This window comes from Legionella anisa, assembly GCF_001467525.1.
GTDB classification, from domain to species: domain Bacteria; phylum Pseudomonadota; class Gammaproteobacteria; order Legionellales; family Legionellaceae; genus Legionella; species Legionella anisa.
Window position 1 is genome coordinate 572,296 of sequence record NZ_LNXS01000054.1, and the last position, 15,355, is coordinate 587,650.

A 15,355-nucleotide genomic window follows, 5' to 3' on the forward strand; every position below is an offset into this window, starting at 1 on the left:
TAGCAGCCGGGAATAGCTTCACTTGAATTTATCAATTTATGGACAAATAAAACATCTACGATCGGAACAAACATTCTCATCACCTATGTTCGTCACCTGATAAACCTGGTTGTAAGTAGCTAGACTACCGATTAAACATAAAGTAAAAGGGAGACTTCAAATGAATCAGTTTTGGTTTACTATTAAGTCGTTGACGATCGCGATCTCTATGATGAGCTTTGCTTCGATGGCTCAGGCGGCAGCTACACGGACTTGGGTATCTGGCGTCGGCGACGATGTAAACCCCTGCAGCCGCACAGCGCCTTGCAAGACCTTTGCCGGGGCAATTTCAAAGACTGCTGTAAACGGTGAAATCAATTGCCTTGATCCCGGTGGTTTTGGCGCGGTGACTATCACTAAGTCGATTACCATTGATTGCCATGAGGTCTTTGCTTCTATTCTCAACGCATCTACGAATGGAATTAATATTAATTTCAGCTCATTTGCGGGTACAGATACGCGCAAAACCGTACGTCTGCGAAACCTCAATTTTAATGGTGCCGACACTGGACTGGTAGGTGTGAATATCACAGCCAGCAATACCGCTAACACGAAAGTATTTATTGAAGACTGCTTAATCGATGGCAATTTCGCGGGCAATGCCCGGGGGATCTTCGATCAACGCACCGGTACCAACGCACAGCTGTCGATCAGCAACACAACGATACGGAACATGGGTTCGAGCGGGATTTCGGTTATCGGTTCGGCAAATACCAAAGTGTCAATCAACAATTCGAAAATAGCGAATTGTGTGCTCGGAATGGCTGCAGTGGGAGGCCCCAAAGTCAGTATTTTTGACTCGGTATTTACTTCGAACACCACGGGTATTCAAGCTGAGCCGAGTGGCACTGAAATTAATGTGGATCAGTGTATCGTCTCTAGTAATGGCACCGGGTTTATAGGGAACTCCACCATACGCGTTGCAAACACAACGGCCGCAAATAACGGAACACTATCCACGGGGACCGTATCATCCTACGGCAATAATCGAACAGGCGGCGTCGCATTCTCCGGTGCTCCTACAGGACAGAATTAACAGACCGCTTTAACATCAAAAAACCTCTGCTAAGCTTTTGTTGCAGGCAGAGGTTTTTGCATTTGCTCTTTCGTTTTCTGAGCCAGAAAGGCGCCAAAGCGTAGTCTGCATTCATCAACTTTAATGTTGTTCAAAATAATCAGGAGGTACACCGTAAATGGAACAAAGCATGGGCTTATCCAATTTTCTTTCCCAGACAGGGTTTTTAAGAACCTCTATCGCATTTTCATAACCTGTTTTCATGCGATAATTAACTGCTGAGCGAACGAAGTTATAGTCTTTGAACGAATGAGTAAAGGGAGAGCCTCGATAAATGATATGCACCACGCTGAAATGTTTGCTATGCCCCAATTCGAGTATTTTCTGAACCTCAGGATCCTTCTTAGCCTCTGGACTTAATTTTTCACCTAAAAACTGTATGGCTGCTTGCAAGTTTTGACGGCTGGTATACACATTAGTCAACCGGCGTGAGTGACTGGCATAACGTATGTCTTTTTGTCTTTCTTCAAGTTCATCCATAGTTTGCGGCAACCGTCCTTGCAGACTGAAACAATCCACCACAAAACATAAAGTATCCAATTCAGGTAAGGCATCGAGCACCGTCACAAGCGGTGTATTCGCATAGATACCCCCGTCCCAGTAATAGTCATCACCAATTTTAACTGCCGGTAGGCCCGGAGGAAGCGCGCCGCTTGCCATGACATGTTCTGGGGTAATGGTAATTTTTTGATTATTAAAAAACTCCATTTCTCCGGATGCCACATTAACCGCCCCCAAACATAGGGTGACTTTTTTATCATTAATGCGATCAAAATCAATTAAACCTTCCAATGTTGTTTTGAGAAAGGATGTATCATAATAGCTGAGTTTATCCGGTGTATCATAAGTTAACGGCGTCGGTGGAAAGGGACGGGGTTTAAAAAAGCCTTCCAGACCATTGAAGATCGTATTCATAGCGCCCATGCGGTTATGAAAATGATGTAACAAATTTGGAACTTCAGCCTCATAAAATACATCAGTCCATATTTTGGGTACAATCGTATTCCAAAATGCAGTTAATTTTTCAATTTGCTGGTTTCTTGGATTCCCGGCAATAATCGCGCTGTTAATAGAACCTATAGATACTCCCGCCAGAAAATTAGGATGGTATCCTTTTTCATGGATTGCACGAAATGCACCGACCTGATAAGCCCCCAATGCTCCGCCTCCTTGAAAAACACAGGCAATCCGGTCATACGTTTGCTTCGTATTATTTAAAGGGGCTGTAGGTCTATTTATGCGGCATAAAGGGCTTTTATGATGTTTTGTTGTTTTTTCTTTAATTTTCCTGCCCATGTTTATCACTCCTTACCGTCCTTGTTCTTTACAAGTATAATCGATAGCTACAGAATTGTTACAAGAAAAACGCTTCAAAAACAAAATCCTAATGCAAAAGGAGCACATACATGCAGTTAAAGGATGCAGAAATGTTTTGCAGTAAGTGGCTGCCATCATGGACCGGTGGAGTAGAAGCAGTTGAAAATCTACTGTCTTTTTATAGTGAAGACACCTTTTATTTGGATCCGGTTATGAAAGAAGGAATTCATGGAAAAAAAAGACTGTCTCAATACTTTAACAAACTACTTGCAAAGAATCCTGACTGGAAATGGAACGCAGTAGAACTAATCCCCACATTAAAAGGCTTTACCTTAAAGTGGCAAGCAACATTCCCCAAAAATGAGAGCGAACTGATTCTCTTTGGGCTTGATATTGTTGAAATCGAAAACAACCTGATTAGCAGAAATGAAGTTTATTTTGACCGTTCAGACCTTCTTACGTAATCAATGTGTTGGTAATGATTTACATGCATTACTTTGAATGACTAACCTAACCTGGCTGCTTGCAACCGAATCTTCTACACATCACTGAAAAACCAGTCCAGCTCTACCCCAACGTCCCGCAGCTTGTCCCTGAGAGATCCTCACAAAATTTAACCAGGAAACCTATTCTATAGTTTACGGTGATGTTTAAAAGGCTGTCATCCCTGCGTAGGCAGGGATGACGGGCAACAAATGACATTCTTCCTGGTTAAATTTTGTGAGGAACTCTCAGGATTTGTTCGCAGACTCAGAAATTTCGCACCATCACTGAACCTCTCAGATAAATCGACGTTATTGCAAATTGATATATGCAGCCTGGGTGAAGCGAAGCGTAACCCGGGTTATGGAAGCGTGATGTTTATCCAGAACCCGGGTTACGGCTTCGCTTGCACCCAGGCTACATTACTGTCATCCCTGTAGACTGAGAATACTTAAATTGTTCGGCACTATGGGTTGTATTTATATTACCCATAGGATCTGCTCTGCAAACCAGATAAGATATACGTTGCGTCATCTCAGATTAGTGTAATTGCACAACAATTCTCTAATCGAATAATCATTTGAATGGAATTCAGATTAATTAAAAAAGGAGTTTGTTATGAAAATAAACTATTTAATCGGCGCTTTGTTTTTATCGCCCCTTTTTGCTTTTGCTGACAACAGTACAGAAGGGTTCATTTTTTCCCCCTTGCCAAAGAATAAAAATACAGTAGTCAGACATTACAGCAATGAACAGAAATTGCCTGATCTGAAGCAAATGTCCCAAAGAACGGTTGATTTTCCAACGCAAATCGTTCGTGTCCGCGGTAATGTTGCAGGATTGAAGCTTAGTTGTGAGGAGGTAGAAGATGAAATCAATAAGGTATTTTCAAAAAAAATTTCTCCCAATCTATTTACCTACAACACTTATGTCAGTTGCGGGTATGATCAGGATAGCCCAGAACAATACGCGGTAAGTTTTTCAATTCAGAGTTATTTTGATCCATTAACCGATAAAGCTATTGATTATTTAAAAGCCTATCTGCAAGAATACAATGGATACAATTTATTCAATGCCACAACATTACAGATTGAAAATGCCAAAGGTGTTATTATATCGATGAACCTTAATGCGGGTTTAAAAAGCAACCCCGATAAAACCCCATTTACACTTTATCGCCAAGATCGAAACAATTTTTATTTCAAAAGTAATTTCGACATGAGAAAGGAATTAATTGCCGATATTTATCAACGATTTTATTCTAATGATCCCGAGATAATTCTACCCTTTTTAGACAAATGGATTTTCTCCTATGCAGGAACAGTTTATTACTCGATTTTAAAAGCATCCAATTATCTTGAGCTGCAACCGGAACGAATATTTGTGATGGAAAATGAAGGGGATATTTTCGTATCCGATTTAAGATACTACTTCGCCAATCAGTGCATGAAGAGAAATCCGAATAAACATTGCTTGTAACTCATTAAAACCTAACCTGGTTAAATGCAACTTTCTTGAAATAAACTTTTTAAGACAGTTGCTACTTACTTGTAGTCTGGGTGCAGCGAAGTGAAACACGGGTTTCGCTGCGCTGCACCCAGACTACATTTTTAGCTATAGCAAGGTTGGGCTTCGTCCCAATTTCATTATGCCACTTGCGCTCTTCGTGCTTTATCAATGTCACCCAACCGTTCCTTTCTTAATTCTTCGAAAGCTGTTGCAGATGATGTGGTCATACCAAGAACCTGCATTGTTGTATTTTGAGCCTTAGCGAGAATATCATATCGTCCATCGTTTTTATATCGATCAACAACCTTCTGCACATCTTTTGGTGTCTCTGCATTTTCTAGATCCTCATAAAAAACTTTGAGAATCTTACTTTTTAAGAAATCTCCTTGATTGTTTTTGTATCTACTTTTAAAGTCGTTGTCCCTTAAAGAGTCACATGTAACCGCTGAAGTAACTGTTCTCATGGGTTGCTCACCCGGTGTTACATAATGCTTATACTTACCTTTCAATACCCCATTTTCTATTGCCTCAATTTGTTCAAGAGGTACCGTAAGATAAACTTTTCCTGCATTTTTTCCATGTCCAAGTGTCTCGCTTATCCCCTTCATATAGTCGCCATATATGGCTTTAAAGTTTTCAAGGTAATTCTTATTTTTAAATTCAATTTTAACTCTGCTTTTTTCTATCAGTGGTTCTCGTTCAACTCCAGGAGCATGATGTTGGATAAAATGTTTAATAAATGCTTTATGTGTGTCACCAGTAGTGGATTTGTGAACCGGTGGACTTGGCTGCTTGACGGTAGTATGGTGAACCGTTGAACTTGGTTGCTTGAAGGTAGAATGGTTATCCTCCGTTCTTGATTGTCCGACTCTAGACCGATGCACAGGGAGATCCGAAATAAAGTTTGCAAAATTGGCGAATTGTGAATCTTTCTTATATCCTTCTTGATCGGTAAATGTATCGAACCATAGGCGCCTAACTCCCTCAGGATATTGCTGTTGCCTAAAATGTTCCTCAAGCCTACCTCTGAACATTTCCTTATATAGAGAATTGTCAAGCTCGCCCATTTCCTTAAATAAGAAAGCCCATGCCTCCTCAGCAGATATCATCCCCGATGCAGTGTTTTGCTGGCCTGATGCCATCCAGCCTCCACTTACTTGTGCATTAATCTGCCTTCCATCGATTAATTCACCCGTTTCAAGAGCCTTACATATTGTCCTAAGCGACTCTTCAAGCCTTGATGATCGCCCGCTAAAAATGCCGGCGTTGATTAAACTTCTCGTCGATTCAATAAACTGCTCTTTTGATAATTTTGGAGACTCTCTTGGAAAAAGAACAGCATCAATACTTTTTATAGCCTCAGGCTTTACCAGAACAATCGGTATCGCGTTGCCTTCTGAATCTTTCTTGGTAGCTGTAAAATCTATTGAAACGTCTGAAGGAGAAATGTTCTTGATTCTCTCGTAAAAAGCGTCTCGCTCTTGTGTCGTACGAAATTCAAATTGAACAGTCTCCAGGGGCTGTCTTGCATTATGCTCTGGATTATTATGCTTAAAGCCTTTAACTCTGAACTCAACATGTGCACCCAGTGTCAAGGCGATCATTCTTGATTTTTGTACTGTATCATTTTTTTCAGCGACAGTAGGCGGCTTTATCTCTTTGCAAAATTGAAGTATGTTTGCTTTTAGCTTATCAAGATCCACCCCAGGAACATTGTGTTCTATATTTGCCTTATTAGTAGACCCAAAATAGGTGTCTATAAATCTATCATCAAAAAAAGCCACAAGGTCGCCCACAGCTTTTTGAGGATCGCTCGTTACCTTTCCTATACTAGTCATGCCTGTCATATGGCTAGTAGGTGCATAAGCTGTTCCATTTGCTATGCAATCTAATGCTTTTAGTAATTCGGGAATAAATTGAGCGTCACTTCTTAATCCTAGAGAAGTTTCTTTTGTGATTTTTTGTAAATTTTCTAAATCTTTTCCATATTTCCTCAGTAACTCCGCAGCAGCCTGTTGTGAAAGCATTTTAAAACACCTCAAATACTCTTTTATTCAGTATAGTATATAGCGGTATTTTGAGTAAAAAACGCACACTTTGTTTTTTGGAAAATCCTGATTGCGCGCAACCAGGCTACGGACTGTTAGGTATTTCAGTCAGACTCACTATGTTCCTTTCAGGCTCTTTTTCCTTTTGTTTTTTGAAGAAATGATTTAAGCCGCCAATGAGTGTATTACCGGCAGAAAATAGCTTATCAAGCAAACTAAAATCCATTTCCATTTCATAACATCTTACCATGTTGATATCATTAAAATCATTCACCATCATTTGCGAGAAACACAAGAGCATGTAATTGAGAACCGCTTCATCCTGTTCTTTGTGCCCCATCTTTTTAAACTCAACATCATTCTCTAATTTTTTCCAGGTGTAAAAATTAATACTGCGTCCATGATTAGGATCATAAAAATAAGCGGTTTTTCTCTTTAGATCATAACGCAAATAGATTGCATGACCCCACGATTCATGCTCTGTGTCTTGGCTTCCATCTTTTTTAGTTGAGTGATGTCCAATGGATAGTTTTACAATGCCATAATTTTTTAATTTTGACTTCTGTTGCCGAGTAACTGCTTGGAACAGTACTTGATAAATAGCGTCCGAACTCAATGCGGGTTCGTCGGCAAAACGTGTCTCTTCATCTAATTTTTGAATTTTCTTGAGATGAAGTCGTTTTAACACCGCTTGTGATAAACCATTGTTCGTTTCATCCCCTAAACGTACTTGATATAAAGCTTGATTGAAACGATCTTGGGGTGAGATTTTCACTTCTGCTTTCCACTGAGAATCGGAGATTACTTGATTTCTACCTAAACTGGTCATTTCTCGAGTAATTAACCTATAGGTATTTGCTTGACACGCTCCATCTCCCAAGACCTCATCGCTCCCCCCAATAAATCCTTGTATGTTTTCATACTGAATGGGATTGCCCCACTGATTAAAAAATTCGATCTCTTTGTTAACATCATCTAAAAGCAATGCATGCATTTTACTCGCAGACCGCTCGCTGAGTGGTGAAATAATCTCTTTTACCTTGCCATGCTCATTGATTAATCCGGCCAAGCTCTCTTTGTTGTCTTTAATTTTTTGATCGATAAAGCGGCTAAGAGAGCGCAACAATTTACTTTTCGATCGTTTCAAAGCACTGTCAATGTGCTGAGGAATATTCTCATTAGCGTCACTCAGTTCCTTTTTGCATCGCTCATATTCTTGCTCTAACAAAAGAGTTGCTGCTGCAATGAGTTCTTGTCTTGCTTTGGTTACTACGTGAATCAAAGGGGCTAACGAAGACTCACCACCAGCAGCAATAATCTTTTCTTTCAAAGCCATAAGTTCAATCTGATCTTGCAACTCTTTCAATGTAGGGATTTCATGTTCTGCCTGGCCATTAAGCACTGCGTTTTGTATCACATGCTTGATTTTTTGCTGGACAAGCTCTTTATTCATCTTAATTTTGCTCGCGTCTAGGCCGAACGCGGAGAAAACAGCGGCTTCATGCGGATTCTGCAGGAATTTTTCGGGATGGGTAATTTGCTGGTGTACAAATGCTTTTTTTAACACCAGCGAAAAGTCCTGAACATATTCTTTCGGTAACCGCTTGAGCGCCTGTTTCAACTTAGGAAACATTTTAATCACGACTTCTTCTTGAGCCGTGACCTCACCTCGTTCAAGCTTGACACTTAATTTGGACATTTCCTCATCATATTTCTGTTTTGTCATTCTCCCTTCAGCATACGCGATAATTCGAAGTTTATCGGACTCCGTCATCATGCGCGCACTATCGCGAATATCCGTTCCGATCACATCCCAATTACCAATCATTTTCTCAGCCATCTCTTTATTTGTACTACGCTCCAAACGAGCATAAAGATCGATAAGCGCTGCGCGATTACAGGCTGAGCGAACACTCACCACAAACTGATCCAGTGCCTCAACATTCTTAGTGTGATCAACTGATGTAGGTTTATCTGGCATATGTTCAATCACATGCTGAATATCACGAACGATTACAGGAGCTATCGTAGCTACATCGTCAACTCGTTCGTCTTGCAGCACCTGGCTTACGATTTGTATCGGATTTGTATTAACCAATGAAAGTGAGGCGATAACATGGTCTTCGTCGGCAATTTTTTTCAACTGCTCCGCGAGTATTTGTATGAATTCTTCATTATTTGCTTGTTTAGAGCCTAATAGAGATTGGGCTCGTTCCATTGCAACATCAAAGCCCGCTGGCGAACCGTGCCACTCATTCCTTTTTTGTTCAATCATCCTTTTTCGTTGTTGTCCAACAAGAGCTATTTTTTCCATAAACTCATTGATTTCAGATATTGAGCGTAATGGCGGGGCATTTTCATCAAGTCGCCTGGAGGTAGGCCAGTGTGTTTTATACACTTCTTCGAAGGGTAGGTTAGAGTCATATTCGGCACATTTTTTTTTCAACTCATCAAGGATAGAACAATTTATTAGAACGATTACTTCATTGATTAACCTTTGATGCATATGTTGCCAATATCCAAAATTGTTTGAATAAACAGTAAGCTGGATGTCATCTGGAATTAACTCTTTTGCATGGATCATCTTTGCAATAGCAGAAACATTAAAAACATCGATCTTATTGGGGCTACTACCGGGAGGGTTAAAGATGTTCCAAAAGTTAGCCAGATATGTATTAAGATTTGCTTTCATTAAATAGAGTGCATCTAAAGCGAATAATTCTTGCTTCAATTGCTCCAGATTCATGGCCAGTTGCATTTTATATTCATTTAAACTGGGAAGGATCTCTTGATTCTGAGCATAAAAATCTTGCGCGGTTTTCTGAAAGAGCCACGTTCTTAGAACTTCGATGTTGAACGCTCTTAATTGATCATCAGCTACGTCTTGAGGCCAATCACCATTCTTTTTCCAATACGCACTGGTATTAAAATACTCGCATAATTGTCTAAGAGAAATCACATCCTCTAATTCTTCGAGTACAGCAGGAACTGCTCTCATCATCCATGCCATTTTATCGTCACATTGAACTTTTATCTTCTTTACATACTCAACGAAGCGATTGTGCTCAACAGTATAATCGTCCTCTTCTGAGGTCACTGTAGGATATGTCTCTTGAGGTGGGAGGGCAGTTGAGCTCAAACTTAAATCAGCATGAGTTGGAAAATTATAATAAAAAACATATTGTCCACCAAAAATAGAGCGCATAATAATCTCGACAAAATATAAACACTTTGCGCATTATAAACCAAGCACTTTATTATGCCATGCGTAATGCACTAATTTTTAAAAATATGTATAAAAGATATCTAGTTTCTCTCGGAATCAGATCAAAAAAAACCGCTTGCTTGCAATAGGGCTTTTCACTTAATGGCCCAAACATTTTATATTTTTTATAAAATTCATAATGAATTCTTTATTTGAAAGCAGAATCTTATTTTTATAGTAAATTCAATGAACCAACATGAAATTTTTTGGTAAAAAAATTCCGTAGTTAAGAAAAATAATCAACAAAACTACATTGGCCAAGAAAATTGGCCAATAATTATCCTAAAATGCAAATATAGGAGAAGATAAATAAAGGACGTTTTATGGGGATGCAAAAAAAGGAAGAAACGGCAAATCAAGATCAAATAATTGAACTTGATATCCCATCCGAATTGCCTATTTTGGCATTAAATAGAGCCGTTCTCTATCCTTTGACCATGTCGCCGCTTAACGTGGGACAATTGCGCGCCATTAAACTGATTCAAGACGTGACGATGAGCTCTTCACGTTTTATAGGAATAGTCGCTATTAAGGATAATGCAATCGAAGATCCAGGTCCGATTGATGTCCATACAATTGGTACTGCTTCAATAATACATCGTCTTATTCATTTATCAGATGACTCGCTACAAATCATTGTGCAAGGGGTAGAGCGAATTCGTATCAAAGAATTTACTGCGATTGATCCTTACTTCAAAGCCCAAATTACAATTGCAGAGGAACACTCTGTTAAAAATAAAGAAATTGAAGCCCACATGCGAAATACAATTGAATTATTACGTCGCTTGACTTATTTAACATCGCATTTACCAGAGGATTTATTAAATATCGCGCTCAATACCGAGGATCCACTCCAATTTGTTTATCTCATTGCTGGAAATTTCAGATTGGATTTGAAAGATGCACAAGAGCTTTTGGAATTAGATAAAGTCGAGTACAAACTCGTGAAACTCAATAATTTTTTGACTCGCGAAATAGAAATCATCGAATTAGGAAGAAAAATCCAATCACAGGTACAAAACGGCCTGGATAAAAACGAACGTTATTATATGCTTCGTGAACAAATGAAACAGATTAAAAGAGAGCTGGGTGAAGAAGATGAGCAGGCTCTCGAAATTAAAGAATATAAAAATAGAATTACAGAGGCACATATGTCGAACGAAGCGGAAAAGGAAGCCGTGCGTGAACTCAAAAGAATGAAAAGCATGTCTACATCTGTCGCCGAATATCAAATAATTAAAACCTATTTGGATTGGTTGATTGAATTACCGTGGAGTAAGACGACTGAAGATAATCTGGACATCGAGTGTGCGAGAAAAATACTTGATGAAGACCATTATAATTTGAAAGAAGTGAAAGAACGAATCCTCGAATATCTTGCTGTACACAAGCTACGCCTTGAACGTGGCGATAAAAATCAATTAGAAACAGGCTCCATTCTTTGTTTTGTTGGTCCGCCTGGTGTTGGCAAAACATCTCTTGGACAATCAATTGCACGTGCACTTGGGCGAAAATTTATTCGATTCTCGTTGGGGGGCATGCATGATGAAGGAGAAATTCGTGGGCATAGACGTACTTATGTTGGGGCATTGCCGGGCAGAATTATTCAATCAATTAAGCGCGCCAAAACACGCAATCCTGTAATGATGCTGGATGAGGTGGATAAAATGGGGGCCGATTTTCGTGGTGATCCTTCATCCGCTTTGCTTGAAGTGCTCGATCCAGCACAAAATAAAACTTTTTCTGATCATTATCTTGATGTCGATTTTGATCTCTCGCAAGTTATTTTCATCTGTACTGCGAATCAACTTGATCCAATTCAACCCGCTCTACGTGATCGTATGGAGATTATTACACTTTCTGGTTATACCGATGATGAAAAATTGCATATTGCTACAAATTTTCTTATCCCACGCCAGATCACGAAAAATGGTTTAATGCCTGAAGAAATTCAATTTGAAAATGATGCGGTTCTTCTGGTGATTCATGAGTATACCCGGGAAGCAGGGGTGCGAAATTTGGAACGTGAGATTGGCGCAGTCTGTCGTAAAATTGCAACAGGTGTGGCAGAAAACAAAATAACCTCCACCATGATCACCAAGGATAAAGTGATTGAATTACTTGGTAAACCCAAATTCTATTCCGATGTTGCTGAACGAACCACCATTCCAGGGGTTGCAACCGGTCTTGCCGTAACAACAGGCGGAGGTGACATTTTATTTATTGAAGCAACAAAAATGTCAGGTTCTAAAGGTTTTCTCATTACGGGTCAATTAGGTACAGTAATGCAAGAATCCGCCAAAGCGGCTTTTTCTTATATTCGTTCCAAAGCACATCAACTTGAAATAGCTGATAAGGTTTTTGAAAAAAGTGATATTCATTTGCATATCCCAGAAGGAGCAATACCTAAAGATGGTCCCAGTGCTGGTGTTACTATGGCAACAGCACTTGCATCACTCATGACCAATCGTTTAGTCAAGAATGACATCGGGATGACCGGTGAAATCACACTCAGAGGACGAGTACTTCCTGTGGGCGGCATCAAAGAAAAGGTTATTGCGGCTCATCGCGCTGGTTTAAAAACAGTAATTCTTCCTAAACGAAATGCTAAAGATTTAGAGGATCTTCCGGATGAAGTACAGCAAAAAATGAAATTTATCCTCGCAGAAGATGTGAGTGAAGTATTTGCTGCAGCTCTATGTCCTCCAGAAAAGAAAAATAAAAAAAGCAAAATAACAGATAGAAAAGTAATCTGATCATGTTCCTGAAGAACTACTCAATATTAAGAGTAATAATACATTCTGATCTAAATTTATGTCATTCCCGCAGGCGGGAATGACATAATATATAAGCACAAAAAAAAGTGACGATCCCTCAGGTAGTTTTGACCCAACATTAAGGACTTTGATAGATTGTTTTGTTGGGTCAAAACGACCCAACCTACGGGTAAATCCTGGTTGCAAGCAACCAGGCTACATTGGTTAATAATTTTCACTCAAACACTCTCAAGAGTTTGTTATGAGTTCTTTATATTGATCTTCGTTAAAACCCATTGCGATTGTTTTGCCATTTTTTACTAAAATGGGTCTCTTGATGAGTGAAGTATTTGCGATAATAAAATCTATTTTTTCCGACGGACTCAATGCTTCATAATGATCTTTATATTTTCGGTACGTCGTCCCTTTTTTGTTAATGGGAAGCTCTCCTAAATAATCGCTCCATGCTTTTATTTGGGCTTTTGTTGGTGGGGATTTTTTGAAATCAATAAACTCATAATTAATTTTATTTTTCTCTAAGAAGGTACGCGCTTTTTTTACAGTATCACAATTGGGGATTGCAAACATTGAAATCATTTTTGTTCCACAGGACTCGGTTACTACATCACTCCATTTTATAATGTTGCGCTCATTTCTTCTAGAAAATATTAAGTCACACACTCTTAATCAGGGTCAAAAGGATGAGGACCAACAGGTCAATACTCATTCATTGAAATCATGAGTATGTTGGGGCCTTAACAGTTAAGAGCCAATCAGACTTGGGTTATTCATGGGTTATCTTTTTTGAGTATCGTCATTAAAACAGACTTGCCATCTGGCGTATCTATGATACCCATTTCATGAAATCCCACTTTTTCATAACAGCGTTTTGCACGTAAATTATTTGGATCAGCTTCAGTAATGATTTTCTTAATCAGAGGGTTTTGAAATAAAAATTGAATAAATTCTTTCATCATTAACGTGCCGAAGCCTTTATTGATATAATGTTCCTCACCAATAAATTGATCTAAACCTACAGTGTTTGCATCTTCATTCGGCCACCAACCCTCACCCACTTTACTCGCCCAATAATATTGTATAAATGCAATCGGCGTGTTATTCACATAAGCAATATAAGGACAAACAACGTCATCATCGAGACGCATCCCATATTTCTCTTTGATTTGTTCCGGAGTAAGGTGATCATTCCACCATTCCAGAACATGTGGTTTTTTAAACCATTCGCATAATAGATCGAGATCGGAGGTAGTAAGCGGTTTAAATGTAATTTGTCCAGACATTTTTTTCTCGTAACACATGACCTCAATCTTTTTAAAGATTTTCTATCCGGCTTCATTAATTCGAATATTAATAAACTGCCAAGGGTCACTTTGATCCATATTTTTATTTGAATTGTCTTTGTCCTTTATAGGAGTCCAATCTGTATAATAACCACCAACTTGACCAAGATAAGGTATAGCTAAACTCAAAATATACTCATGGTCCATATCTTCAGGTTCTATAATTCCACATTCTGGATTTTTAATGGCCCAAATCATACCCGATAAAACTCCAGCAGCGACTTGTAAGCTTGTAGCATTATTGTGATTAGCTAACTTTCTAGCCTCATGTATGGATAGATTAGAGCCATACCAATAAGCCCCTTTTTTATTTCCCATTAATAAAACTCCGAGTTCATCAGTACCATCAACAATTTCTTTTAAAATAATTCGTTTTTCTTTTTGGGGTATGTATTTTCTTTGCACGAGCTCTTTTAAAGATAAAATAGCATCAGGGCAAGGATGATACGCATAATGAACTGTTGGCCTGTAATACACTTTACTCTTTTTCTTTAAAGTTAAATATTCTGCAATAGATAAAGATTCAGCGTGAGTAATTAAAAAACCATTAATAGGGCCAGAGTTAGGGGTCCAAGTACGGACTTGGGTCTCTGCTCCTGGCCGACTCAGGTATATGCCACAATTTGAGCCAAAGTTGTAATGATTCGCATCATGAGGCCAGTGACGTTCATGGCTTCCCCAGCCCAGTTCAGCAGGTCGAAGTGCTTCAGAAATTAAGGCATCTACTGACCATGTATTGATAAATTCATCCGTTTTTTTGATTTGAGAAGAGATTTGCGTATCATGTTCAGAAATATGTATGGTTTTTATATTAAGATCATGCGCCAATTGTGCCCATTCCACAGCCTTTTTCGGTAGGTCACCTTCCCACAAATTATCTTTCGCCAAATTCCATAAGGCTTGTTTAAGAAAGTGGGATACCAACCCAGGATTAGCTCCATGTGTTAAAACTGCGGTAGGACCCTGCTTTTTATGTTGTAAGGTAGCATCACGTAACGCATAATTAGACAGTAGTTGACTCTTATCGCTATACCTTTCTTCCCAAGGTTCAGCGGCTGCATCCAAATACAATATTTTATTTATCTGGCAATATTTTATTAAATCAATAGTAGATACCCCTACGGATAAATTTAACAAAAAATCACCCGGTTTAAGAATAGAGGACAAAAGTTCTTGGTAATTATTTTCTTTAACAGCACTTTCTTTGAATGAGACGCCATAATTGTTTGCCACATCTGCACCAAGATTATGTTTTGATACGATGTGAATTTGAGACGGATCTAATTTAAAATACTGGAATAAAAGAGGTAATATTGCTTGGCCAATACTGCCGAATCCAAGAATTAGAATTTTATTTTTAAATACTATTTGAGCCGTAGATTGATCCATAAATTACCCCTCAAATAGAAAGCTTCTATTTGTAATTATTTGAAATAGAGGTATAAATTTAGCTACCTCACTATATTTTTAGTATAGCTCACAAAAATAATCTAATTCTAAAA

Annotated in this window: 10 protein-coding genes; 4 read left to right on the forward strand and 6 right to left on the reverse strand. The window is 38.8% G+C overall.

Annotated features, from left to right (window positions below; all coding sequences use genetic code 11):
- The first annotated feature begins 160 nt into the window (after positions 1-160).
- On the forward strand, positions 161-1,075 hold the full coding sequence (locus Lani_RS18940) for a hypothetical protein (RefSeq protein WP_019234019.1): 915 nt from the start codon (positions 161-163) through the stop codon (positions 1,073-1,075).
- Between the two features lie 120 nt (positions 1,076-1,195).
- Here the strand turns inward: Lani_RS18940 and Lani_RS18945 are convergent, their stop codons facing one another.
- Complete coding sequence (locus Lani_RS18945; RefSeq protein WP_019234018.1) at positions 1,196-2,410, reverse strand: patatin-like phospholipase family protein; 1,215 nt, start codon at positions 2,408-2,410, stop codon at positions 1,196-1,198.
- 110 nt (positions 2,411-2,520) lie between these two features.
- On the opposite strand from Lani_RS18945, the gene Lani_RS18950 reads away from it, so the two are divergent.
- Positions 2,521-2,895 carry a nuclear transport factor 2 family protein gene (locus Lani_RS18950; RefSeq protein WP_019234017.1) on the forward strand — a complete coding sequence of 125 codons (375 nt, stop codon included), beginning with the start codon at positions 2,521-2,523 and terminating at the stop codon, positions 2,893-2,895.
- 637 nt (positions 2,896-3,532) lie between these two features.
- The gene (locus Lani_RS18955) at positions 3,533-4,393 is read left to right on the forward strand and encodes an Lpg0189 family type II secretion system effector (RefSeq protein ID WP_019234016.1); all 861 of its coding nucleotides are present in this window, start codon (positions 3,533-3,535) and stop codon (positions 4,391-4,393) included.
- Between the two features lie 167 nt (positions 4,394-4,560).
- Here Lani_RS18955 and Lani_RS18960 read toward each other — a convergent pair whose 3' ends face one another.
- Positions 4,561-6,450: a hypothetical protein gene (locus Lani_RS18960; RefSeq protein WP_019234015.1), complete on the reverse strand. Its 1,890-nt coding sequence runs from the start codon at positions 6,448-6,450 to the stop codon at positions 4,561-4,563.
- Positions 6,451-6,556: 106 nt separating this feature from the next.
- Positions 6,557-9,676: a hypothetical protein gene (locus tag Lani_RS18965; protein WP_058388748.1), complete on the reverse strand. Its 3,120-nt coding sequence runs from the start codon at positions 9,674-9,676 to the stop codon at positions 6,557-6,559.
- Positions 9,677-10,059: 383 nt separating this feature from the next.
- On the opposite strand from Lani_RS18965, the gene lon reads away from it, so the two are divergent.
- A complete protein-coding gene (gene lon, locus Lani_RS18970) occupies positions 10,060-12,492 on the forward strand; it encodes an endopeptidase La (protein ID WP_019234013.1) in 2,433 nt (810 codons plus the stop codon).
- A gap of 249 nt (positions 12,493-12,741) precedes the next feature.
- Here the strand turns inward: lon and Lani_RS18975 are convergent, their stop codons facing one another.
- From Lani_RS18975 to Lani_RS18985, 3 genes are all read right to left on the reverse strand, one after another.
- The gene (locus tag Lani_RS18975) at positions 12,742-13,089 is read right to left on the reverse strand and encodes an arsenate reductase family protein (RefSeq protein ID WP_019234012.1); all 348 of its coding nucleotides are present in this window, start codon (positions 13,087-13,089) and stop codon (positions 12,742-12,744) included.
- A gap of 191 nt (positions 13,090-13,280) precedes the next feature.
- Positions 13,281-13,793, reverse strand: a complete 513-nt coding sequence (locus Lani_RS18980) for a GNAT family N-acetyltransferase (protein ID WP_019234011.1) — start codon at positions 13,791-13,793, stop codon at positions 13,281-13,283.
- A gap of 42 nt (positions 13,794-13,835) precedes the next feature.
- A complete protein-coding gene (locus Lani_RS18985) occupies positions 13,836-15,242 on the reverse strand; it encodes a saccharopine dehydrogenase C-terminal domain-containing protein (RefSeq protein WP_019234010.1) in 1,407 nt (468 codons plus the stop codon).
- Between the last annotated feature and the right edge of the window lie 113 nt (positions 15,243-15,355).

What these genes read in the sequence shown, in the direction of transcription:
- Lani_RS18985 (WP_019234010.1), bottom strand. Translation starts at nt 15,242, where the DNA reads ATGGATCAATCTACGGCTCAAATAGTATTTAAAAATAAAATTCTAATT.
- Lani_RS18945 (WP_019234018.1), bottom strand. Translation starts at nt 2,410, where the DNA reads ATGGGCAGGAAAATTAAAGAAAAAACAACAAAACATCATAAAAGCCCT.
- Lani_RS18980 (WP_019234011.1), bottom strand. Translation starts at nt 13,793, where the DNA reads ATGTCTGGACAAATTACATTTAAACCGCTTACTACCTCCGATCTCGAT.
- Lani_RS18940 (WP_019234019.1), top strand. Translation starts at nt 161, where the DNA reads ATGAATCAGTTTTGGTTTACTATTAAGTCGTTGACGATCGCGATCTCT.
- Lani_RS18965 (WP_058388748.1), bottom strand. Translation starts at nt 9,676, where the DNA reads ATGCGCTCTATTTTTGGTGGACAATATGTTTTTTATTATAATTTTCCA.
- Lani_RS18960 (WP_019234015.1), bottom strand. Translation starts at nt 6,450, where the DNA reads ATGCTTTCACAACAGGCTGCTGCGGAGTTACTGAGGAAATATGGAAAA.
- Lani_RS18975 (WP_019234012.1), bottom strand. Translation starts at nt 13,089, where the DNA reads ATGATTTCAATGTTTGCAATCCCCAATTGTGATACTGTAAAAAAAGCG.
- lon (WP_019234013.1), top strand. Translation starts at nt 10,060, where the DNA reads ATGGGGATGCAAAAAAAGGAAGAAACGGCAAATCAAGATCAAATAATT.
- Lani_RS18950 (WP_019234017.1), top strand. Translation starts at nt 2,521, where the DNA reads ATGCAGTTAAAGGATGCAGAAATGTTTTGCAGTAAGTGGCTGCCATCA.
- Lani_RS18955 (WP_019234016.1), top strand. Translation starts at nt 3,533, where the DNA reads ATGAAAATAAACTATTTAATCGGCGCTTTGTTTTTATCGCCCCTTTTT.